The organism is Xanthomonas sp. NCPPB 3583 (assembly GCF_041475715.2).
Classification (GTDB): Bacteria; Pseudomonadota; Gammaproteobacteria; order Xanthomonadales; family Xanthomonadaceae; genus Xanthomonas; species Xanthomonas euvesicatoria.
On record NZ_CM191263.1, the window covers coordinates 2,212,739 to 2,234,554 of the forward strand.

At 62.6% G+C, this 21,816-nt stretch carries 18 protein-coding genes and 1 pseudogene; 8 read left to right on the forward strand and 11 right to left on the reverse strand.

From position 1 onward, the window contains the following. The first annotated feature begins 297 nt into the window (after positions 1 to 297). The gene (locus ACCQ07_RS09755; protein ID WP_372364026.1) at positions 298 to 3,453 is read left to right on the forward strand and encodes a TonB-dependent receptor; all 3,156 of its coding nucleotides are present in this window, start codon (positions 298 to 300) and stop codon (positions 3,451 to 3,453) included. Positions 3,454 to 3,610: 157 nt separating this feature from the next. Beyond that, positions 3,611 to 4,021, forward strand: a complete 411-nt coding sequence (locus tag ACCQ07_RS09760; protein WP_372364027.1) for a hypothetical protein — start codon at positions 3,611 to 3,613, stop codon at positions 4,019 to 4,021. A gap of 157 nt (positions 4,022 to 4,178) precedes the next feature. Here the strand turns inward: ACCQ07_RS09760 and ACCQ07_RS09765 are convergent, their stop codons facing one another. After that, positions 4,179 to 4,811, reverse strand: a complete 633-nt coding sequence (locus ACCQ07_RS09765) for a hypothetical protein (RefSeq protein ID WP_372364028.1) — start codon at positions 4,809 to 4,811, stop codon at positions 4,179 to 4,181. A gap of 494 nt (positions 4,812 to 5,305) precedes the next feature. Here ACCQ07_RS09765 and ACCQ07_RS09770 point away from each other — a divergent pair. Beyond that, positions 5,306 to 5,797: pseudogene (locus ACCQ07_RS09770) on the forward strand (TonB-dependent receptor domain-containing protein); the annotation flags it as partial. Positions 5,798 to 6,003: 206 nt separating this feature from the next. Here the strand turns inward: ACCQ07_RS09770 and ACCQ07_RS09775 are convergent. The 3 genes from ACCQ07_RS09775 to ACCQ07_RS09785 all read right to left on the reverse strand — a co-directional run bounded on the left by ACCQ07_RS09775 (position 6,004) and on the right by ACCQ07_RS09785 (position 8,652). Continuing rightward, entirely contained in the window at positions 6,004 to 6,969 is a 966-nt protein-coding gene (locus tag ACCQ07_RS09775; protein WP_372364029.1) for a KAP family P-loop NTPase fold protein, read from the reverse strand. Continuing rightward, a protein-coding gene (locus tag ACCQ07_RS09780; protein ID WP_122272034.1) for an IS3 family transposase occupies positions 6,926 to 8,034 on the reverse strand; the annotation gives its coding sequence in 2 pieces (ribosomal slippage) (positions 6,926 to 7,773 and positions 7,773 to 8,034; 1,110 coding nt in all). The genes ACCQ07_RS09775 and ACCQ07_RS09780 overlap by 44 nt, the downstream gene beginning before the upstream one ends. A gap of 57 nt (positions 8,035 to 8,091) precedes the next feature. After that, positions 8,092 to 8,652 carry a tRNA (adenosine(37)-N6)-threonylcarbamoyltransferase complex ATPase subunit type 1 TsaE gene (locus ACCQ07_RS09785; RefSeq protein WP_372364030.1) on the reverse strand — a complete coding sequence of 187 codons (561 nt, stop codon included), beginning with the start codon at positions 8,650 to 8,652 and terminating at the stop codon, positions 8,092 to 8,094. A 427-nt stretch (positions 8,653 to 9,079) separates the two neighbouring features. Between ACCQ07_RS09785 and ACCQ07_RS09790 the strand changes: the two genes are divergently transcribed. From ACCQ07_RS09790 to ACCQ07_RS09810, 5 genes are all read left to right on the forward strand, one after another. Further along, positions 9,080 to 9,352, forward strand: a complete 273-nt coding sequence (locus ACCQ07_RS09790; protein WP_372364031.1) for an XAC0095 family protein — start codon at positions 9,080 to 9,082, stop codon at positions 9,350 to 9,352. Next, entirely contained in the window at positions 9,349 to 9,765 is a 417-nt protein-coding gene (locus ACCQ07_RS09795) for a SymE family type I addiction module toxin (RefSeq protein WP_372364032.1), read from the forward strand. Before ACCQ07_RS09790 ends, ACCQ07_RS09795 begins: the two co-directional genes overlap by 4 nt. An 86-nt stretch (positions 9,766 to 9,851) precedes the next feature. Next, complete coding sequence (locus ACCQ07_RS09800) at positions 9,852 to 10,481, forward strand: hypothetical protein (RefSeq protein ID WP_372364033.1); 630 nt, start codon at positions 9,852 to 9,854, stop codon at positions 10,479 to 10,481. A gap of 173 nt (positions 10,482 to 10,654) precedes the next feature. After that, a complete protein-coding gene (locus ACCQ07_RS09805) occupies positions 10,655 to 11,272 on the forward strand; it encodes a hypothetical protein (protein WP_372364135.1) in 618 nt (205 codons plus the stop codon). 15 nt (positions 11,273 to 11,287) lie between these two features. Beyond that, positions 11,288 to 12,766, forward strand: coding sequence for an XVIPCD domain-containing protein (locus ACCQ07_RS09810; protein ID WP_372364034.1), 1,479 nt, complete (start codon positions 11,288 to 11,290; stop codon positions 12,764 to 12,766). Positions 12,767 to 13,008: 242 nt separating this feature from the next. Here ACCQ07_RS09810 and ACCQ07_RS09815 read toward each other — a convergent pair whose 3' ends face one another. The 7 genes from ACCQ07_RS09815 to flhA form a co-directional block, all read right to left on the reverse strand. Beyond that, positions 13,009 to 14,667, reverse strand: coding sequence for a chemotaxis protein CheA (locus tag ACCQ07_RS09815; protein ID WP_011347258.1), 1,659 nt, complete (start codon positions 14,665 to 14,667; stop codon positions 13,009 to 13,011). A 2-nt stretch (positions 14,668 to 14,669) separates the two neighbouring features. Continuing rightward, positions 14,670 to 15,296 (reverse strand): protein phosphatase CheZ, encoded by a 627-nt coding sequence (locus tag ACCQ07_RS09820; protein ID WP_372364035.1) that lies wholly within the window; start codon positions 15,294 to 15,296, stop codon positions 14,670 to 14,672. Next, the gene (gene cheY / locus ACCQ07_RS09825; RefSeq protein ID WP_002813536.1) at positions 15,296 to 15,688 is read right to left on the reverse strand and encodes a chemotaxis response regulator CheY; all 393 of its coding nucleotides are present in this window, start codon (positions 15,686 to 15,688) and stop codon (positions 15,296 to 15,298) included. Before cheY ends, ACCQ07_RS09820 begins: the two co-directional genes overlap by 1 nt. 35 nt (positions 15,689 to 15,723) lie before the next feature. Further along, positions 15,724 to 16,491 (reverse strand): RNA polymerase sigma factor FliA, encoded by a 768-nt coding sequence (locus ACCQ07_RS09830; protein WP_008576048.1) that lies wholly within the window; start codon positions 16,489 to 16,491, stop codon positions 15,724 to 15,726. Further along, the gene (locus ACCQ07_RS09835) at positions 16,488 to 17,372 is read right to left on the reverse strand and encodes a MinD/ParA family protein (RefSeq protein WP_005918202.1); all 885 of its coding nucleotides are present in this window, start codon (positions 17,370 to 17,372) and stop codon (positions 16,488 to 16,490) included. Before ACCQ07_RS09835 ends, ACCQ07_RS09830 begins: the two co-directional genes overlap by 4 nt. Next, the gene (flhF, locus tag ACCQ07_RS09840; RefSeq protein WP_372364036.1) at positions 17,359 to 19,059 is read right to left on the reverse strand and encodes a flagellar biosynthesis GTPase FlhF; all 1,701 of its coding nucleotides are present in this window, start codon (positions 19,057 to 19,059) and stop codon (positions 17,359 to 17,361) included. The genes ACCQ07_RS09835 and flhF overlap by 14 nt, the downstream gene beginning before the upstream one ends. 673 nt (positions 19,060 to 19,732) lie before the next feature. Beyond that, positions 19,733 to 21,805: a flagellar biosynthesis protein FlhA gene (gene flhA / locus ACCQ07_RS09845; protein ID WP_029819345.1), complete on the reverse strand. Its 2,073-nt coding sequence runs from the start codon at positions 21,803 to 21,805 to the stop codon at positions 19,733 to 19,735. Between the last annotated feature and the right edge of the window lie 11 nt (positions 21,806 to 21,816).

The following is a 21,816-nucleotide window of genomic DNA, read 5'->3' on the forward strand; positions in this document are numbered from 1 at the left end:
TGCGCCTGGTTGCGGGCGAGGGCGCTTGCGGGCCGCGATCGAGCGGTTGCTGCAGCAGGCAAGCTGTAGCGTGTCGCGTGCAAGCGTGGCGAGCCCGGCCGCAATCGTGGCGCTTGCAAGGCCGCCGGCCTGCTGCGCGGCAGAATGCGTTGGCGCATGGGCTGTGCTACTTAGTTTGCACGGCATTAGAACGATCTAATCGCATCCGCGCAGAAGAGGGGAGAAGACCAGGAAAACCGGGCGCCGCAACGGTGCCGGATGTTTTTGCGTTACTTCGCGTGGCGTTTTTTTCGGTCGTTGGATCGATACAAAGCCGCCGAGGCCGATCACCATTGGGAGAGCACGACCGAAATGAACTGCACGCCATTCGCACGCAACCGCAGCACGCTGTACGCCGGTATCGCCATCGCCTTGTTCGCGAGCGCCGCCTCCACCACTGTCTCCGCCCAGCAGGCCGACGGCACGCCGGCGCCCACGGGCCAGGCCGCGATGCAGGCCACGGACCTGGATGCGGTGACGGTGACCGGCTACCGCTACGCGATCGAAAAAAGCCTGGAGCAGAAGCGCAACGCCAACGCCGTGGTCGATGTGATCACCGCCGAGGACGTGGGCAAGTTCCCCGACAAGAACGTGGCCGATGCGCTGCAGCGCGTGCCCGGCGTGGTCATCAGCCGCGACGGCGGCGAAGGCAAGAACGTCAGTGTGCGCGGCCTGTCCTCGGAGCTGGTGCTGACCGAATTGAACGGCAACTACATCGCCACCGCCGAATCCAACGGCGACCCGACGCGCTCGTTCAACTACACGCTGCTGCCGTCGAACCTGCTGGGCAGCGCGGAGCTGTACAAGACCCCGGAAGCACGCATCGACGAAGGCGGCATCGGCGGCACGGTGATCCTGCAGACGCGGCGCCCGCTGGAACTGGAGCCACATTCCGGCTTCGTCTCCGCCGAGGGCACCTGGTCGGATACCAGCAAGAAGACCGACGGCCAGTTCTCCGGTTCGTACTCGTGGCACGACAAGGACAACCGCTTCGGTGTCTTCGTGGGCTACACGCAGCAAAAGCGCACCGCGCGCACGCTCAATGCCAGTACCGAGAGCTGGCAGTGGTACGGCCGCGACGAAGTCGGCCCGGCGGTCGACGTCAACGGAAATCCGTCGGACTTCAACGCCAACTGGTGGGGCGGTACCGGTTTCTGGAACCAGGACGGCAATTACTCCACCGGTTTCATGATGCCGACGGCGGTCAGCCTGGACGCCAAACGCGAGGAGCGCGAGCGCAAGGGCGGGCAACTGACCTTGCAGTTCAAGCCGACCGACGACCTGACCCTGACCGCGAACTACTTCCGCTTCGACCTGTCGCAGGACTCGCAGACCAATACCATCAAGATTCCCGAGTGGAACATTGCCCGCTATAACGGCGACGGCAACTGGCGCGGCGGCCGTCTGCTCGACGGGCTGCAGTTCGATCCCAGCGGCACCATCGTCACTGGCGCCGCCTACAGCCTGCGTCCGGGCAAGACCTATTATTGCAGCGAGGCGCAGGCCGCCGCGGCCGGCCTGCCGCCGGGCGGCTGGGGCTCGGACGATTGCACCGTGCCGACGCCGCAGATCACCGGCAGCTACAACATCGAGAAATCGCAGTCGCAGACGGTGGACCTGGGCGGCGAATGGCGTGGCGAGCAGGTGGACGTGGCGTTCAAGGTCGGCCGCACCTGGGCCAAGGGCGGGCCGGAGCTGCAGTTCTCCCTGCCGATCAAACCGCGCCTGCAGAACGCCGACGGCAGCTGGAGCAACGGCAACTTCGCCAGCGCCTGGGACCTGACCGGCACGCCGTCCATGACATTCTCGCCGCAGCTGATGCAGAACCTGCGCGACGGCATCCTGCAGGTCGACCTGGGCTCGACCGGCTCGTCCTGGACCCGTAACACCAATCAGCAGCAGTACGCGCAGATCGATACCACCTGGCACTTCGATGGCGAGGTCGTCGACTCGCTGCAGTTCGGCCTCAAGCGTCGCGACGGCGGCATCCACCGCAGTACCGGCAACAACTACTGGGTGTGCCCGGGTACCGATCCAAGTGACTACGAAAACCGCTACTGGAACGGGCGCTGCAATGCCATCGCCACCCAGTTCTCGCCGGGCCTGCTGTTCGCGCAGGACAACCTGGCCGGTGGCGTCAACGCCAGCGCGTTCCCGGCGATCAACTTCCCGGGCTACATCGGCTACTTGAACCAGACCTACGGCGCGATGCAGACCCGCAGCGAAGACAACTTCGTCTACAACGTCGACGAGGAGATCTATTCCACCTACCTGCAACTCAACTTCCACACCGAGCGGCTGCGTGGCAACGTCGGCGTGCGGGTGGCGCGCACCGGCCAGCGTGCCGATTCCACCGACAAGGTGACCGCCTACAACGATTACTTCTTCGATGGCGCCGACGGCAATCCGCTGGCCTGCCAGCAGGGCGCCGCCATGCCCGGCGGCGCCCCGGCCGACACCTATTGCGGGACCGAAGGCTACTGGCGTTTGTCCGACAGCGTGCAACGCACCGAGTCGTTCGTGGTCAGCGGGCTGGACCGCAACTACACCGACGTGCTGCCGAGTTTCAACCTGGCCTACGACCTGACCGAGAACCTGCTGCTGCGTGCGGCAGCCGCGAAGGTGATCGCACGTCCCAGCTACAACGACATCGCCGCGCCCGGCAGCCTGGAGTTTTACAGTCCCGAGTACGTGGCCGACCGGCGCCTGACCGGCGGTGCCAGCGAGCAGGGCTGGTACGGCTCGGGCAGCAACAAGAACCTGGAGCCTTACAAGGCCAACCAGTTCGACCTGGGGCTGGAATGGTATTTCCAGCCGGGCTCGGTGGCAGGTGTGGGACTGTTCCGCAAGAACGTGGAGAACTTTGCGGTCGACGTCATCAGCGACGTGAACATGATGGTCGACGGGCAACCGGTCACCGTGCAGAACTACAGCACCCAGGCCGGCGGCCAGGACGCGGTCTCGCAGGGTGTGGAGCTCTACGCGCAGCACACGCTGCCATTCGGTCTTGGTGTGCAGTTCAACTACACCTACAACGATGCCAGCAAGGCGGCGGTGCGGCTGGAGGATGGCACCGAGGCCGGCGAGACCGCCATGCCGGGCAGCGCTAAGAACCAGACCAACCTCACCGTGTTCTACGAGACCGACAGCCTGCTGTTGCGCGCCTCGTACAACCGTCGCGGCGAGCTGGTGCAAGGCCTGGTCAACGGGTTGAACGTCTTTGAAGAGCCGTACTACCAGATCGATGTCAACGCGGCCTACAACATCACCCCCGCGCTCAGCCTCACCGCCTCGGTGCTGAACCTGACCAAGCAGGAGTCGCGCCAGCACCTGGGCGACGACACCCGGGCGCGCTTCTATACCGGCGGCTATGCCGGGCGGCTGGCGTACCTGGGGCTGACCTACAAGTTCTAGGTGCCAGCGTGTCGTGCCCATGCCTGCTGCGTGGCGGACGGTATGGGCGCGATGGTTTGGCGGCGGCTTGGCTGTGGTGGAAGTAAACCTGGAACGATTATTTCGAAGCGGGGAGCCCTTGAGATATCCTTTCGGCTTACTACGGAAGGCGAAGCACATGAAGGGATTTGCAGGGGTTCTCTTGCTCTTGGCTGCATTTTCAGTACACGGCCAAGGCAAGATCGACTACGACGGTGTAGCCAAAAATATGGACGCCTACAAGCAGGCCGCTGAGCAGGCGTCAGGCGCGCTCCAGAAGCGCATTGCAGGACTTGTTGTTGCGCCCGGTGCATGGGAAAAGAAGAGCACAAAGATTTGCTCTGAGCTGGGCCTTGCTTTGAGGCACGCAGTGGAGATGCGGATAAGTGACGGCGTACGAGTCATGGCCGCAATTTCGATGGATGGCGATAAGCCGGCTGATCAGACGCGGCACTATCGCTATGCCGCGGCCCAGATTTTTCATGGTGCCATTCGTGACGCAAAGGACGCCACTGAGGCAGTAGATAAATGCATGGCCGATTACAATTAAGGGTCTTTCCGGGGTATGTGTCTGTGGAAGAAGTGCACCTGGAACCGTTCTTTGCCGCGAAGCATTGGCCGACAATGCGCCGGAACCTGCTTAGGGCGGGGCACTCCGGATTCGCTGCTACATTGCCGGCGCTGGTGCGTGCTCCGATCCCGAGGCATTAGTGTTCCGCGTGTGGTGGATCCACGTGCCGGCTTTGGAGGCCGTCCATATAGTCGTTCAAGTGGTTTCCAGCCAGCATGATCTGGATTTCTTGGCGCTGGTATTCGGCAATCAGTAGCGGCCTGACCCACCGCTGCGGGTATTTGGTGCCTTCATAGTAGAAGGCGTTTATCTGCATGCCATGCGTAGCCTCAACCTCACTGACGGAAAAGCCCACATCTACGATGCCGCGATGCTTGCAGTGGTTGTCTAGAGCGACCAGATACCTGAAATCATCATGGGAATGCAGGATCTTCAGGTCCTCAACGAGTTCGGATGCAGGAAGCTTGTCCTTGACCTTGTGCCAGCTGATCGACCTTTCCTCGATGCGTGTTGCGTTGTCCAGGTTCATGCCGGTGGCGAAATAGGCTAGGTGCACCAGATTGTCGGCGACCGCCCGCATGTTGTGCACGCAGGCCACGATGTTGAGATAGGCAGCGAACCTGGCGTCTTCGAATGAGCCGGTTTCCTTATCGTAGGCACCCAGCATTGCGGCCATGACCTCGTAATCAGGCCTGCCCTCGATCTTGGCTGCTATGGCGCGCATGGCTTCGCTGTAGTGGTGTCGGGTGAACTCGCGACGGTCCAACACGGATCGGATGCAGCTTGACACGATCCGTCTCTGGTCATCGCCAAACAGCCGTTGTACGTAATCGCGAAGGACGCCTAAATCCCACCGCATCCTCTGGATCGAAACGTCGGTAGTAATCACATTTTTCCTCACATCAGTCTGTAAACGGTGGGTGCGTGTGTCGCTCCGATGAATCGATCGATCACAAGGATATCGTCAACGAAATAACGGTTCCAGGTTCACTTCCACGAAATAACGGTTCCAGGTTCACTTCCACTGCGAAATAACGGTTCCAGGTTCATTTCCATTGCAGCCCAGCCGTCGCCAAACAATCGCGCCCATACCGTCACGCGGCCTGCCGGGCGTGGACGAGGTGTCGGACTTGAGGTGCAACTAGCTGCCCGATTCGTCTTCGCGCATGGGTGGGTCGGAAAGCATCATCACGTCAGCGCCGATACGCGCACAAAAGAACGTGGTCAGATTCACTTAAGGCAGTCGACCTGACCCTGAAGTTTCAGAACTACAGCACCCAGGCCGGCGGCCAGGACGCGGTCTCGCAGGGTGTGGAGCTCTACGCACAGCACACGCTGCCGTTCGGCCTTGGTGTGCAGTTCAACTACACCTACAACGATGCCAGCAAGGCGGCGGTGCGGCTGGAAGACGGTACCGAGGCCGGCAAGACCGCCATGCCGGGCAGCGCCAAAAACCAGACCAACCTCACCGTGTTCTACGAAGCCGACAGCCTGCTGCTGCGCGCCTCGTACAACCGTCGCGGTGAGCTGGTGCAAGGCCTGGTCAACGGGTTGAACGTCTTCGAGGAGCCGTATTAGCAGGTCGATCTGAACGCGGCGTAAAACATCACCCCGGCGCTCAGCCTCACCGCCTCGGTGCTGAACCTTACCAAGCAGGAGTCCCGCGCGCACCGGGGCGAGGACACCTGCGCGCGCTTCTATATCGGCGGCTACGCAGGCCGGCTGGCGTATCTAGGGCTGACCTACAAGTTCTAGGTCGCGCGATGGTTTGGCGACGGCGGGGGTGCAGTTTTCGCTGTCCGCGACACGTCATAGCCTCATTGGCTCCGCGTCCGGCATATGTAGGCCTCCAAGCTATAACGCTTTTACGAATCAGGTAAGCGGCTAATCTACGGCTTGTAATGCCCGTGCTTAATTATAGACATAACCTTACACGGATGAGGTTGCACTTATCTTGTGAGTTAAAGGACGTGGTCGGTCATGTGAATAATGCGACTAGGGGTGGCAAACACATGTTTTTCCGAACTACCTGATATAGCGCGAATGAGTCGCCCCAGTCCTGCAACTTGAGCATCAACTGTGCCGTTTGCTCGCATTGTATCCCTAATATTCGTTACCGCTAAGGCAAATTGCTTTCGCGAAGAAGCATTATATAATTCAAAAAATCCTTTTGTGTAAAAGTACGAAGACGACTGCAGCCAATGGCTACTTAATGGAATCGATTTTATGATGCCCTCAAAATCGATTCTTTGCTCTCGAAACCTCTCATATGAAGAAGGCGAAAGATATCTCATGTAGCAAATGAAAGCAGCAATAGGTGCAAACAACGGTGAAGCACCATCATTAACTGTTAGGTAAGCATATAACGCATTGAATGCTTGCCCCATGTCACGCAGCGAAGTGCCAGCTGCAACGGTCAACTCCTCAAACTCCATCAAACATTCCGCTCTACCATTGTCAAATGGCGCCGGTACTCCATCATCATTAACAAGGCACTTCGTGGCATTGCGCCAATCTCTAAGTGCATTTTCAGTATCCCCGTCGCCTCCTTGCACGAATCCGAAACTCGTCCGAAGTAAGTGATTGAAAATTCGTGCATCTGGCGCAGGCAAGCGAAATTCAAAGTCAAAAAAACGCCTTAAATAACGCTCTCCGCTTTCCATGCCGCCATATACAGAGCGCACGGCCTCTGGCAAATTCTTGCCATCGGTAGAAATAACAAATAAGAAGCCATTGATCTCAAAGAGATGCTTCACACGCTCAAGCATTTGTATAGCGAACAGCGGACGACAGCGGTCAAGCTCATCAATAATTACTACTACCTTTCTACCTTTGAGCGCCTCTCCGTCTCGACGACCGAGAAGCCTGTCGACTCCCCGTAATTCAATGCCAGCTAAAACTAGAGGTCTGCGGTTGATGTTGATCACGGAACTCGACGGGCGTTAGCCCGCCCAGGCTGTCGTGCGGGATCTGTTGGTTGTAGTCGGCGAGCCACTGTTCGGTCTGTTCGCGGACCTCGCTTAGCGTGCGGAAGATGTGCATGTCCAATACGCCACGCCGATAACTGCCGTTGAAGCGTTCGATGAAACCGTTTTGCATCGGACGCCCCGGCTCGATGAAATCCAACGCGATACCCTTGCGCTCAGCCCACTCGGCCAAGGCCAATGCAACAAATTCCGGGCCATTGTCCAAACGCAACTTGTTCGGATAGCCGCGCCAGGCTGCGATGCGTTCCAACGTGCGGATGACGCGGGCGGCCGGAAGATTCAGGTCCACATCGATGGCCAAGGCTTCCCGACTGAAATCGTCGATGACATTGAACGTGCGGAACCGCCGACCATCCCATAACGCATCGGACATGAAATCGATCGACCATCCAGCATTGGGTCGATCGCCGCATGCCAGCGGCTTTGGATAGCGCGTCGGGACCCGGCGCCTGCTGCGACGTCGTTGATTGAGTTTCATCAAGCAGTACACGCGCCAGACCCTTTTGTGATTCCACACATGTCCGCGACGGCGGATGATCTGAAAGAGCTTTCCAAATCCACGCTCGGGAAAACGCTCGGCCAACTCGGACAACAGCGCAATGACCTCCTCGTCGCGATCGGGACGGCGCCGATAGCGCGCTGTCGAGCGAGCCACGCCAACTACTGAACAGGCCCGGCGCTCGCTCCAGCCATGCCGCTCGACGAGCCAGGCCAGAAGCGGGCGTTTGTGCGTCGGGTCTACAGCTTTTTTGCGATGACATCCTTCAATGCATGGTTTTCCATCGCGAGCTCGGCGTACATGCGCTTGAGCTTGCTGTGCTCGGTCTCCAGGTCGCGGAGGCGTTGCACGTCAGCGGCCTCCATGCCGCCGTACTTGGACTTCCAGACGTAGTAGGTCGCCTCGGAAATGCCCAGCTCGCGACAGACATCCTTGACCTGGCGGCCGCCCTCGACCTGTTTCAGCGTGGCGACGATCTGGCTCTCGGTGAACTTGCTCTTGCGCATTGTTGGTCTCCTTGGTGGCTAGTGTGCTGGAGACCTCTAGTTATGGCTGGATCAATTTTACGGGAGACTGACAAGCCTATCACGTGCATTTTTCATCGAGGCATTGAACTCTTCTTCCGCACCAGATTTTGCTACGTGTGCTTCTAGATACTTTGCTCCAATAGCTGCGATCACCGCGCTAACTGACCCAATAGGCGTTGCAGTCATTGCATCGATCGCACTTCCAGCCAATGTGCTCAGCGGAGCAATGGCCGCTGCCCCAGCTCCAAAAATCTTCTTTCGTAAGTCTCCGGAATAAGCCTGCCTACTATCTAATTTTTCGAGCCTATTAATTGCGGCAGAGAGAATGGCAAAAATCGGATCATCCTGGTGGTCGGTTGACCAAGCGTCCACTTCGATTACGGGTGTGTTATTGTTTTCCAGCGAACGGGCCAAACGACGTAGAAATGTAGTCTTACCGGCACCCCACTCTCCGTGCAAGGCTATTACGTAAGGAATCTCTAGATTCTCGATGAGCCGTTGAAGCATCTTGCCGGACTCTTCAGTTCCAAGCAGATCACCGTCCCATGGGGCCGTTGCAAGAACCTCAGTGCGCGCCGGAATCTTGGCTAAAGCCATTGGTTCAGTCCTTATTTCCATTAAGCGGTCTGTATAAATAGCATGGATCCCTGATCCGCCGTGATGGGGTCAGGTGCACTTATCAGGCAACGGGGTTCGTCTTGCGTGGCCCGTATGGAACTGCGCAATCGGCGCATACAGCCGCGCGAGACCCGCCAGCGTGTATTGACACGTCAGACCGCGTACTTGCAATCTAGGCCCAAGGAGCGTCGAAACTCCTCACGTAGCGGTACCCACCTCCGTCAAACCGGTGGGTTTTTTGTGCCTGCATCCTGCAGGTACAAGCCGACGCAATGCCTGCGTCGGGAGGGCGGCTAATACAACACCCGCAAGGGGAATATGCCCGCCGGCTACGTGCGGTTTCGAACCTCCCGACATCCCGTCGCCGTTGGCGGCGGTTCTTGGGTTGTTCCAGGAGGGCGTTGCCATGTCTACCGCATCATCCATGCCAGCATCGGTGCCGGGTTATCTGTTGCCAGCTTCCGCCCACAGCTTGCTGAGCGAGGTAGGCGAGGTGCTGCGCCGGCTAGCCGCACGCGCGGCCGTTGGGCAGGCCAGCGACGATTTTGCGCAGCAGTTGCTCAACCAGCCCGGCGTGTTGTCGCAGGCCTTGCATCGCCTTTCTGCACGCATCGACGTGGCGTTGCAGCAGTGCGTCGCTGCACCTAGCGCTACCCGCCGCCAATCGGAGGCGCCATGACACGCCACCGCCCACCCACCACATCTGCCAGTGCACGGCCCACCCGCATGCGTACGCGCCCCGCGCCGCCCAAACGGGTGCAGTGGGTGGTTGTGGAGCCCGACCGCACCAAGCTGCCACCGATGCTGCCACCCGACCCGGACGCCTCCCCGCAAGGCCCTGGCACGCTGGGCGCACCCCGCCGAGCCCGCCGCCCGCGCCAATGCACCGTCAGCTACACCCATTACCCCGGCGCCCACGACCACGGTGGCGACCAGCACGTGCCCCACGTCCGCCTCAGCGGCCTATGGCTGGAACAATTGGGCTTCGCCATCGGCACCAAGCTGCGCATCACCGCCAGTGAAGGTCAACTGCTGATGGAGGTGTTACCGCCGGTGGAGGTGCCGGCCAAGGCGCGCAGCGTGCGGCGATGATGGTGCGGCTGCCAAAAGCCTTGCGATTGACCTCAGCGCCCGATGCCACTAGCGTCGCAGCCACACCAGCGCACAACGGACGCTTCATGATCGCGCGCGCCCTCTATGCCTTGCTCGCCACCCTTGCTCTGGGCGCCTGCGCCCACACAGCGGCCACCCCAGCCCCGGCAACCGTCACGGAGACATCTGCCATGCGTTCCTCAGCCGATTACGTACCTGCAGATCCTTCCAAAGGTGGACCACGTACCGCGCAGGAGGCATTGGAGCGGGTACTGGAGCTGATTCGCACAAGCACCAGTATCGAATCGTTCACTGCCGACCATGTGTCTCAAGCAATGGGCCAGTCGGTACAGCATCGCGATGATGGTTCCGGGCGGTTCGGTGCCAGCGGAGTGCTGACCCGAAACTGGAACTACGGGTTTGGTGTCAACAAAACCGAAATAAAGGGTGCATGGTTCGAGTTCCTGTTCCTGCCTAATCCGCCAGAAGTGTCTCCGTCTATGTCGGATATCTGCCAGATCGACCTCGAGGCATTTGCGGCGCACCTCGAAAAAATGGGTTTTTCGCGACAGCGCAATCTTGTCGAGGATAGACGATGGATGAGCGATATTTTTCAACGCCCAGGGATGCGCGTAGAGCTCTTCACGCGTGGTGAGGCTGACGAACCTTTAGCGCGCACTACTCATCAGTGCGTCGAGTGGGTTCAAATTCGCTAGTCCAAGGAGCAGACATGTCACTCAGTCCTGATGCTTTGAAAGTTCTGAATGATTTCGGCAATCAGCCTGGAGTTACCAAACCTCACGTCGATCAACTGCCAGAAGCCTTGCGATTGACCTCAGCTCCCGATGCCACTAGCGTCGCAGCCACACCAGCGCACAACGGACGCTTCATGATCGCGCGCCCCCTCTACGCCTTGCTCGCCACCTTCGCCCTGGGCGCGTGCGCCCACACGGCGGCCACCCCAGCCCCGACAACCGTCACGGAGACATCTGCCATGAATTCATCCGGCCCTACCACTGTGCCGCCTAATAAGCCCACTGCTGAAGGCTTGCTTGGTCAGTTGCTTTCGTTGATCAAGGATAGCCAGACCATCTCCGACTTCACTCCACAGCGTTTGAATTCGACGATGGGGCAGGCGGTTCAGTTCGTGAAAGGCGACGAACGCCGATACCGCGCCTTCGGTCTGCTCACTAAGGATTGGAGTTATGGATTTGGAGTGGATGAAACCAAGCTTGATGGCAGATGGTTCGAATTCCGCTTCGATCGCAATGTCGCCGGTGCATCGCCTCCGATGAGCGAAATTTGTCGCCTGGACTTTGATCGCTTTACCCAGCAGCTTGAGCAGATGGGATTTGCGCGTGAGCGCAACATCGTCGAAGACGGGCGCTGGATGAGTGATTTCTTTACGCGCCCAGGAATGCGAGTAGAGGTTTTTCCGCGAGGTGAGGCTGCGGAACCGCAAGCGTTGGTAGCGCACAAATGCGTCGAATGGGTCTACATCCGTTAAGTCCAAGGAGCGGACATGTCACTCAGTCCTGATGCTTTGAAAGTTGTGAATGATTTCGGCAATGAGCCTGGAGTTACCAAGGCTCACGTCGATCAACTGAAGCAGCTTCTAACCGATTCGCCGGAACTTACGCGCCAACTGAATGTAGCAGTGGATCAAAAGCTGGTGACCAGTTTCAAGCCTCTCACCGATCCGCATGCTGGAGGCTCGTTTGATCCTATTGGCCACTCAATCCAGTTGCCACTGACAAAGCTGGTGGCCCCAAATGGAGTTGCTCCCCCATCTGCGGGGGATCTGACGTTTGTCCTTGGGCACGAGTTGCAGCACAGCACCTTCAGCCCGGACGCGGAGGCCGCAAGGCAACAATTCATGACTGAGGCTCGTACGATTGCGCGCACCACACACGACTATACGTCAGCCGCTGAAAAGGTCATTGCTAGCAACCGTGAGGATGAATCACGTGCAGAGATCGCGGGTTGGAATGCCACCCTCAGTAGGGTCAAAGGCGGTACGCCTCAGCCGACCTTGGAAGACATTTATCGTGCGGCTCCAGGAAGGATGCGTGATTTCATCGATACCGCTGCGGGAAGCCAAGGTCTCGTCTATACCTTAAAGCCCAATCTTTCCTTGAATCAAGATTTGACCATGTCAGCTACGCCGGCAAATGTCGAGGCCATGGGTGTCAACTATTTCGATAAATCAGCACAGGATACGCAGATCGGTTACGGCGGCCTGTCTGACTATCACAACCATTACGGACCTTGGGTCATCGGCACCGCAGCGATCTTTGAGCGTCACTACAATAAGGCGCAGCCGGGCACGCCTGAGCAACCCATGATCTTTAACCTGCAGCGACTTGGTCTCAAAGAGGATGCACTAGAGCGCAATGGTATTGATCTGGGCAGCAACACGCGCCCGATGCCTTACCTAGATAGCAGCACCCAGCCCCCGACGCCGGGCTTGTTCCAGCACAGCAAAAACACTCATCTGCATGTCTCGCCGATCTCTGCACAAGAGCTGGAGCAGGAGCTCCGTGCACGTGAATCCCCATCGCAAGGGACGTCACTTCACCTTCTTCCGTCAGATCCAGGCCATGCGGATCACCCGCTATATCAGCAGATCAAAGGCGGGGTGCAAAAGCTCGATGCTGAACATGGCAGGCAGTGGGATGCATCGAGTGAGCGTATGACGGCCAGCCTGCTTGCGCTGGCAAAAGAGGAGGGGTTGTCGCGGGTGGATCATGTGGTGCTCAACAACCCAACGGCTCAGCTGGCGGGCGGCGAGAAGGTCTTCGTCGTTCAGGGCGCCCTCAACGACCCGGCTCACCAGCGTGCCCATATGTCGACCATGGACGCCGTGCAGACACCAGAGACCCAGTCGTTCGATCGCCTGCAGGCAATCAACCAGACTCAGGCCCAGGCGCGCGAACAGCAGCAGGCGCTGGAGCAGTCCCAGCAAGCCGTCAGCCAGGCTGGTCCTTCGATGACTCGCTGAGTGTTTCGCAACGAGATAATGGGGTCCAAATAACGGTTCCAGGTTCAGTTCCACGGCAGCCTGGCCGTCGCCAAACCAGCACGCCCATGCCTGCGCGCGTAGCGGGGTAGATCGGCAGCAATGCTGCTAGTGAAACGACAACGGCCGCAGTACGCGGCCGTTGTCGTTGGATCAGGCAGCCAGGATCGTCTTGACGATTCCCGATTCCCGATTCCCGATTCCCGATTCCCGATTCCCGAACCTCAATGATCGCTGGAGCGCAATCCATCCACATCCAGGATCAGCGCCATGCGGCCGTCGCCGATCAGGGTGGCGCCGGCGTAGCCGGGCAGGCCGCGCAGGGCGCGGGGCAGGGGCTTGATCACCACTTCCTCGCGGCCGCGGACCTGGTCCACCACCAGGCCGAAGCGGGTTTCGCCGGCCTGCAGCAACACCACGGTCAGCAGCGGCGGTTGTTCGGCCGGTACGCCCAGCCAGCGGCGCAGGTCGATCAGGGGCAGAGTGTGCGAGCGGCGGTCCAGCACGGCGCGGCCGTCGAACCAGCCCAGCGAGGTTTGTGGTGCATGCAGTACTTCCACCACGCGCGCCAGCGGCAATGCGTAGACTGCTTCGCCGGCCTGCACCAGCAGGGTCGGCAGAATCGCCAGGGTCAACGGCACGCGGATCATGAAGCGGCTGCCGCGGCCCAGTTCAGACTGGATCTGGATCTGCCCGCTGAGTTCGCGGATACGCGACTGCACCACGTCCATGCCGACACCGCGGCCGGAGATGTCGGTGACTTCCACCTTGGTCGAGAAGCCCGGCATGAAGATCAGATGCAAGCACTCGTCGGTGCTCAGACGCGCGGCGGCTTCGGCGTCGATCAGGCCCTTGTTGCGGGCGATTTCGCGCAGGCGCTCCGGGTCGATGCCGGCGCCGTCGTCCTGGATTTCGATGCTGACGTAGTCGCCTTCCTGCTGCGCCGACAGACGCACATGGCCGCTGCGCGGTTTGCCGGTGGCTTCGCGCAGGGCAGGCGATTCGATGCCGTGGTCGATGGCGTTGCGCACCAGGTGCACCAACGGGTCGGCGAGGGCTTCGACCAGATTACGATCGAGCTCGGTTTCGGCGCCGATCAGTTCCAGCTCCACCTCCTTGGACAAGGTGCGCGCAACATCGCGGGCCACCTTGGGGAAGCGGGCGAACACCTTGCTCACCGGTTGCATGCGGGTGCGCATGACCGCGGTCTGCAGGCGTGCGGTGGCGATGTCCAGCGTGCTGACCGCGCGGTCCAGTTCTTCGTCGCGCAGGCGGGTGCGCAAGGTCTTCAGTCGGTTGCGCGAGAGTACAAGTTCGCCGATCAGGTTGACGATGGCGTCCAGGCGCTTGGTGTCCACGCGCACGGTCTGTTCGGCTTCGGCGCCGGTCTTGGCCGCGCCCTTGCCGGCCGCCTTGGGGGCGGGCGCATGCGCATCGTCGCCGTGTGCGGCGGCAACCGGCTTGGCCGCGGCCGCCTGCGGCGCGGCCTTGACCGCCGGCGGGGCGCTCTTGGCGTCGAACTGCGCGATCAACGTGGCCGGTGCGTGCGGCACGGCTTCGCCCGAGCCCATGGCATCCAGCATGGCCTGCAGATAATCCAGCGATTGTTGCGCGGCATCGAAGTGATGCGCCTGCAGCACCGCCTGGCCCGAGCGCGCCATGCCCAGGGTTTCTTCAGCGGCGTGGCACAGCTCCACCATGGGCTTGATCGCCAGAAAGCCGGCGCCGCCCTTGAGCGTGTGGAAGCCGCGGAACACCGCGTTGAGCTGGTCGGCTTCTTCTGGCGCCTGTTCCAGCGAGACCAGCTGTTCGCCGAGGCGATCCAGGATTTCCTGGGCCTCGACGATGAAATCGGCAGCAATATCGTCTGGAACAGCACTCATGGTTACAGCCCCAATCCGGACAGCAGGTCGTCGGCATCGTCCTGCGACACCGCGTGACGGTCCAGGCCCTTGACTGCAGGACCGGCAAGACCGCCGTCGTCTTTCTTCGGTTCGATGTTCTTCGGCGGCAGGCCGAGCGCACCGAAGCCTTCATGCACGCGCCGCACGATACCGGCCACGCGCCGGATGATCTGGCCGCTCAGGTCCTGGTAGCTCTGCGCCAGCGACAGCTCGGTGAGGTTGTGGCGCATCTTGTCCAGCAGCGCGCCCTGGTCCTGATTGAGCCCGCCGTTGCGCAGCTGGTTGGCCAGCTCGCGGCATTCTTCGACCAGATCCAGCGTGCGATGGCTGGCCTTTTCGGTCATTTCCACCACGTGGTCCAGGCGCGAACAGGCATCGTCCAGTTCGCCGGCTTCTTCGGGGATGGTGGGCAGCTCGCCCAGCGCCTGGCCGAGTTCGCGGGCGAGCCGGCTCAGGCTCTGCATCATCGGGCGCGTGCGCAGGGCGGCGAGATGATCCACCTCGCGACGCCAGGCGACCTGGTCACCGCTTTCCAGTGCATCGAGTGCGTTCTGCAGGCGCTCGATCAACGCGGCACGTTCGGCATCGGTTTCCATGGTCGCGTTCATCAGGCGGTCGCCGCCAGACGTTCGAACACCTTGCCCAACTTTTCTTCCAGCGTCTGGGCGGTAAACGGCTTGATGATGTAGCCGTTCACGCCGCACTGGGCCGCTTCGATGATCTGCTCGCGCTTGGCTTCGGCGGTCACCATCATCACCGGCAGGTGCTTGAGCTTGGCGTCGGCGCGGATGTTGCGCAGCAGGTCGATGCCGGTCATGCCGGGCATGTTCCAGTCGGTGACCACGAAATCGAACGGGCCGGCACGCAACGCCGCCAGGGCGCTGTTGCCGTCTTCGGCCTCTGCGGTGTTGGTGAAGCCGAGATCGCCCAACAGATTCTTGACGATACGTCGCATCGTCGAGAAGTCGTCCACGATCAGGATCCGCATGTTCTTGTTCACATCAAGCTCCTAACACGAAAAATTACGCGAAAAATTCAGTCGTCGACTTCGACGCCGGCATCGGCCAGTTCGAAGACTTTGAGGCGGCCACGCAAACGCACCACCGCCTGGCCATGGATCTGGCACACGCGCGATTCGCTGACGCCCAGCACGGCGCCGATTTCCTTCAGGTTCAATTCCTGTTCGTAGTACAGCGACAGCACCAGCTGCTCGCGCTCGGGCAATTGGCCGATGGCCTTGCCCAGCTCGCGACCAAATTCGCCACGCTCCATCATCTGCTGCGGGTTGGGGCCACCCTTGGCGGTGGTGTCCAGCTCGCCGTGATCTTCGATGCGCGATTCCAGGCTCAGCACCTGGCCACGTGCGGCATCTTCCATCAGACGCAGGTAATCGGGCAGCGGCATTTCCATCGCGGCGGCCACTTCGGTGGCGGCGGCGGCGCGGCCGGTGTTCTGTTCGATCTTGCGCACGGCGGCGGCAGCGTCGCGGGCGCGGCGGTGCACCGAACGCGGCACCCAGTCGCCCCTGCGAATCTCGTCGATCATCGAGCCGCGGATGCGGATCGAGGCATAGGTTTCGAACGAAGCGCCCTGTTCGGAGTCGTAGCTGCGCGAGGCTTCGATCAGGCCGATCATGCCGGCCTGGATCAGGTCGTCCACTTCCACGCTGGCCGGCAGGCGCGCCGCCAGATGGTGGGCGATGCGGCGGACCAGGTCGGCGTGCTGGGTCACCACGTCGTTGGCGTTGTTGCGCTGCACGGCGCGGTACTGCGCGCTGGCCGTGGTTGCGGTAGCGGTGCTCATGCGGCCACTCCCCGTTGGATGATGCGTTCGACAAAGAACTCGACGTTGCCGCGCGGCACGGTCGGGGCCTGCCAGCGCGAGGTACGGCGTGCGATTTCGGCGATGGCCTGCGCCGACGGACTGGCGGGGTAGGCCTTGATGACCGGTTGCTGGCGCTGCACCGACAGGCGCAGCCAGTCGTCCTGCGGCACATGGCCGAGATAGTTCAGCGACACATCGCCGAGGAACTTTTCGCACACGCGCGAGAGCTTGTCGTACAGCAGGCGACCTTCGTTGGGGTCGCGCACCATGTTGGCGATGATCTGCAGGCGGTCCACGCCGCGTTCGCGCGAGAGCACCTTGATCAGCGCGTAGGCGTCGGTGATCGAAGCTGGCTCGTCGCAGACCACCACCACGGTGTCCTGGGCGGCCTGGCAGAAGGTCAGCACGCTGTCGGTGATGCCGGCGGCGGTATCGATGACCATCACGTCCAGGTCGCGTTCCAGTTCGGAGAACACGTTGACCAGGCCGATGTGTTGGGCCGGGGCCAGTTCGGCCATGTGGCGGCGACCGGAGGCGGCCGGCACCACCAGCACGCCGCCGGGGCCTTCGATGATGACTTCATCGAGCGTGCAACGGCCGGCAATCAGGTCGGCCAGGGTGTACTTGGGCGCCAGGCCCAGCACCACGTCCAGGTTGGCCAGGCCGAGGTCGGCGTCCAGCAGCAGCGTGCGTTTGCCCATGTCGGCAAGCGCCACGGCCAGGTTGGCGGAGATGTTGGTTTTCCCCACGCCGCCCTTGCCACCGGTCACGGCAATAGTGCGCACCGGGCCCAAAGGCTCGGGACGGGTCGCCGACAGGGGGAAGGCGTTGGTCAGCTTGGCGTATTCACGCGACTGCATGGTTGTGCTCCGGAGTACAGGGCTTATCGGCAGCGCGCCGCAAATCTTCAAGGCGAAGAACGAGACTGGCGGCATTGGCGCGGTGCAGGTCGTCGGGGACCCGCTGTCCGTCAGTCACCCAGGTGATGGGCATTTGGTGGTCGACCACCACCGACAAGGCGCTGCCGAAGCGGCCGGTCTCGTCGAGTTTGGTCAGCACCACGCCTTGGGGCTTGGCGTGGGCGAAGCGACGTACGACCTCGTCGAGGTCGGAAAAATGGGCGTTGGCAGGCAGTACCAGCAGCGAGGTGACCTGCTGGGCGGCACGCAGCCAGTTCAGCTGGGCGGCCAGGGCGCGGTCGCGCTGGCCCATGCCGGCGGTGTCGATCAGCACCAGCTTGTAGTCGCGCAGGCGCTCGAGCAGGTCCAGCAGGCTTTCGGCGCTGTCGGCCTCGTGCACCGCGATGCCGAGCTGGCGGCCGTAGCTGTGCAGCTGTTCGCGGCCGCCCACGCGCTGGGTGTCGGTGGTGACCAGGGCCACGTCGCGCGGGGCGTGCTGGGCGGCGAAGCGCTGGGCGAGCTTGGCGATGGTGGTGGTCTTGCCGGCGCCGGTCGGGCCGACCAGGGCGATGACGCCGCCACGTTCCAGCGGGTCGACCGGGGACACCGGCAACCGCTTGGACAGCAAGCCCAGCATCAGGCCGCGGCCACGGTGCAATTCGGTATCGGCCGGGATCTGCAGGGCGATATCGCGGGTCAGGCCGGCGTCGAAGCCGTAGTCGTCCATCAGTTCCAGCGCCTGGGCGCGCACCGGCGAGCCACGCAGGCGCTCGTCGGTGAGGCGGTTCATTTCGCGCTCGATCATCTGCCGCATCAGCGCCAGCTCACCGCGCAGTTGCTTGAGTTCTTCGTCGTTCTGCGGGATCGGCGCGGCCGCCACCGGCACTGCGGCCAGCGCAGCGGGGGCGGGCGGGGCGACCACGATCGGCGGCAGCGCGGCCGGCGGCAGGATCTGCGGAAGGGCGTCGTCCAGATCGAAGTCGGCTTCATCGGCGAAGGCGTCGTCGTCCTGGCCTGCGGCAGCAAACGCCGGGGCGGTGACCGTTGCCGCCGCGACCGGCGCGGGCGCCTGCACCGCCGTGGCCGGGACGGCCGGGCGCTGCACCGGGGCCGTGGTCAAAAAGTCGGCGAACAACTGTTCCGGCACGGCCGACAGCGCGTGTTCCTGGCGCGGCGCGGCGGTGACGGCAACCGCGTGGGCGAGTGCCTGGGCAGCGGGCGAAGGGATGCTGGCGGTACGCACCGGCGCGGCGACCGGCGCCTGGCGCGGCACGCTGACCGGCTGGCGCAGCGCCATGGCGGCAATCATGTCGTCGGCGGCGCTGGCGACGCGCTGGCGCTGGCTTGCTTCGGTGTCGGCAGACGGCTTGAGCAGGGCGTGCACCGGTGCAGCGGGCTTGGCCGGGGCTTGCGGGGCAGGCGCCGGCTGAGCGGGAGCCTGCTGGTGCTGTGCGGGGGCCGGGGTGTCGGAGCGCGCGGTTTCCAGGGCGCGCTGCACGAGCTCTTCGTCGTAATTGCTGGCAGCGACGATCTCGATGCCTTCGGCGGTGCGACGGTTGGACAGGATCACCGCGTCCGGGCCGTGTTCTTCACGCACCATGCGGAATGCGGTGCGCATGTCCGGGGCGACAAAGCGTTTGATCTTCATACGAAGTGCCTCCAGGAACGGGACCCGCCGGACGCCGGACGGGTGTGCGATGAATGTGGGTGTGTTGCCAGCGTCATGAGTTGCCTGTCCCGTTCGTTCGTCCAGTTCCGCAGCGGTGGTGCTGGCTGTGGTCTCGGCAGAGCTAATGCATGCGGTGTGCCAAAACGCGGTGCCAGCGTTCCGGCGCGGGGCGCCGGAGCATCAGGGCGGGGTGGGCGCTGTGCGTCTGGCCCGGTTGGAAGGCGTCAAGTCACTGAATCGATTGACGTTTTTCCGGGGCGGTGCGGCGCTGGCGTCTTTCTGCGGACCGCTGAACTCGCAGGCCGGACGTCCGGCCGGGCGCATTGGGAACGCCTCGCAGCGGCCAGCGCCACGCAATCGATTGGAGGTCCGGGCCGGTGGCGGCTTTCCGACGCCGGGTGCGGTGGTCGGTTGCGGCAGGTATCCATCGCTGGCTGGCATGTCGGCCGGGCACGGGAATGGCTTGGTAGGAGCGCACTTGGGCGCGACGGGCTGTCCGGTAAAGGCGGTCGCGCCCAGGTGCGCTCCTACGGTGGTGTCGGCGTGGGCGGCATATTTCCGCATCGCCTTGGATGTCGTAGGAGCGCACCCGGGCGCGACTGGCCGTCCCGGCAAGCCCGGCGGGGGATGGGTGCGTTGTGGTTGGGCGGTCTCAGCTGATCGTGCCGACCAGCTTCAGGCGCTTGTCTTCTGGCACTTCGCTGTAGGCCAGCACCGACAGGCTGGGCACGCTGTGGCGCACCAGACGGGCCAGTGCGGCGCGCACCTGGCCGGGCACCAGCACCACCGCCGGTTCGTTGCGGGCTTCCTGCTTGCCCACGCAATCGGCCAGGCTCTGGTGCAGGCGTTCGGCCAGCCCGGGCTCCAGCGCCACGCCGTTGCCATGGGTGGATTCCTGCAGGACGCGCTCCAGCTGCGGGGCCAGGGTGAACACCGGCAGCTCGGCCGACATGCCGGCGATCTCCTGCACGATGAAGCGGCCCAGCGAGGTACGCACCGCGGCGGTGAGGGTGGCCGGGTCCTGGCTATGCGGGGCGTGTTCGACCAGCGCTTCGACAATCTTGCGCAGTTGCCGTACCGGAATCTTCTCGATCAGCAGGTTCTGCAGCACGCGCACCACCACCGACAGCGGCAGTGCCTTCGGGGTGAGGTCTTCGACCATCTTCGGCGCGGTCTTGGCCAGCGTGGCCAGCAACTGCTGCACTTCTTCATGGCCGAGCAGTTCGGGCGCATGCTCGCGGATCAGGTGCGACAGGTGGGTGGCGACCACGGTCGCCGGGTCGACCACGGTGTAGCCCATCGATTCGGCATAGGCGCGCTGGTGCGGCTGGATCCAGGTGGCGTCCAGGCCGAATGCCGGGTCCTTGCCGGGGATGCCGTCGAGCTGGCCGAGCGCACCGCCCGGGTCCAGTGCCAGTTCGCGATCGGAATAGATTTCTGCGGTGGCTACCGGCACGCCATGCACTAGTAGCCGGTAGGCATTGGCCGACAGTTCCAGGTTGTCGCGGATATGCACCGGCGGCACCAGGAAACCGATGTCCTGGGTGAGCTTGCGGCGCACGCCCTTGATGCGCGCCATCAGTTCGCCGCCCTGGTTCTTGTCCACCAGCGGGATCAGCCGGTAGCCCACTTCCAGGCCCAGCGGGTCGATCGGGCGCAGCTCGTCCCAGCTCAGCTCGGCGCTGGCCTGGGCGGCGGTCGCCGCGGCCGCCGCCTGCGGATCGGCCGCCGGATCGCCGGCCGCCGGCTTTGCCAGGCTGCGCTTGTACAGCTTCCAGGCGATCACGCCCAGGACCAGGCCCAGCGTCAAAAACGCGACGTTCGGCATGCCGGGCACCAGGCCGACCAGGCCGAGGATGGCCGCAGCCACCGCCAAGGCGCGGTGCTGGCCGAACACCTGGCTGACCATGGCCCCGCGCATGTCCTGCGCACGCGAGGCGCGGGTCACCAGCAAGGCGACCGAAGACGAAACCAGCAGGGCCGGCAGCTGCGCCACCAGGCCGTCGCCGATGGATAGCAGGGTGTAGGTGGAGGCGGCATCCATGAAGCTCATGCCGTGCTGGAGCATGCCCACCGCCATGCCGCCGATGAGGTTGATGAACAGGATCAGGATGGCGGCGATGGCGTCGCCGCGGATGAACTTGTTGGCACCGTCCATCGCACCGTAGAAGTCGGCTTCCTCGCGCACTTCCTCGCGGCGGGCCTTGGCCTCCTCGCGCGTCAGCAAACCGGCGTTGAGGTCGGCGTCGATGGCCATCTGCTTGCCGGGCATGGCGTCCAGGATGAAGCGCGCGGTCACTTCCGACACGCGTCCGGCACCCTTGGTGATGACCACGAAGTTGATGATGGTCAGGATCGCGAACACCACGATACCCACGGCGTAATTGCCGCCGATCACGAACTGGCCGAAGGCCTCGATGACCTTGCCGGCGGCGGCGTGACCGTCCTGGCCGTTGATCAGGATCACGCGGCTGGAGGCGACGTTCAGCGCCAGCCGCAGCATCGTGGTCATCAACAGCACGATCGGGAAAATGGTGAATTCCAGCGGGCGCTGCACGTACACCACCGCCAGCAGCACCATCAGCGAGATGGCGATGTTGAAGGTGAACAGCGCATCCAGCACCGGCGCGGCCAGCGGCACCATCAGCATGGCCAGCATGGCCATCAACGCCAGCGGGGCGCCCAGGCCGTTGCGCAGCAACTCCATCACGCGGCGGGCGTTCATCGGGGCGGGGC

Bases quoted from the DNA above. Each gene is read 5' to 3' on its own strand.
- ACCQ07_RS09760 (WP_372364027.1), top strand. From the start codon at position 3,611: ATGAAGGGATTTGCAGGGGTTCTCTTGCTCTTGGCTGCATTTTCAGTA.
- ACCQ07_RS09785 (WP_372364030.1), bottom strand. From the start codon at position 8,652: ATGGCTTTAGCCAAGATTCCGGCGCGCACTGAGGTTCTTGCAACGGCC.
- ACCQ07_RS09790 (WP_372364031.1), top strand. From the start codon at position 9,080: ATGTCTACCGCATCATCCATGCCAGCATCGGTGCCGGGTTATCTGTTG.
- ACCQ07_RS09795 (WP_372364032.1), top strand. From the start codon at position 9,349: ATGACACGCCACCGCCCACCCACCACATCTGCCAGTGCACGGCCCACC.
- ACCQ07_RS09800 (WP_372364033.1), top strand. From the start codon at position 9,852: ATGATCGCGCGCGCCCTCTATGCCTTGCTCGCCACCCTTGCTCTGGGC.
- ACCQ07_RS09805 (WP_372364135.1), top strand. From the start codon at position 10,655: ATGATCGCGCGCCCCCTCTACGCCTTGCTCGCCACCTTCGCCCTGGGC.
- ACCQ07_RS09810 (WP_372364034.1), top strand. From the start codon at position 11,288: ATGTCACTCAGTCCTGATGCTTTGAAAGTTGTGAATGATTTCGGCAAT.
- ACCQ07_RS09815 (WP_011347258.1), bottom strand. From the start codon at position 14,667: ATGAGTGCTGTTCCAGACGATATTGCTGCCGATTTCATCGTCGAGGCC.
- ACCQ07_RS09820 (WP_372364035.1), bottom strand. From the start codon at position 15,296: ATGAACGCGACCATGGAAACCGATGCCGAACGTGCCGCGTTGATCGAG.
- ACCQ07_RS09830 (WP_008576048.1), bottom strand. From the start codon at position 16,491: ATGAGCACCGCTACCGCAACCACGGCCAGCGCGCAGTACCGCGCCGTG.
- ACCQ07_RS09835 (WP_005918202.1), bottom strand. From the start codon at position 17,372: ATGCAGTCGCGTGAATACGCCAAGCTGACCAACGCCTTCCCCCTGTCG.
- flhF (WP_372364036.1), bottom strand. From the start codon at position 19,059: ATGAAGATCAAACGCTTTGTCGCCCCGGACATGCGCACCGCATTCCGC.
- flhA (WP_029819345.1), bottom strand. From the start codon at position 21,805: ATGAACGCCCGCCGCGTGATGGAGTTGCTGCGCAACGGCCTGGGCGCC.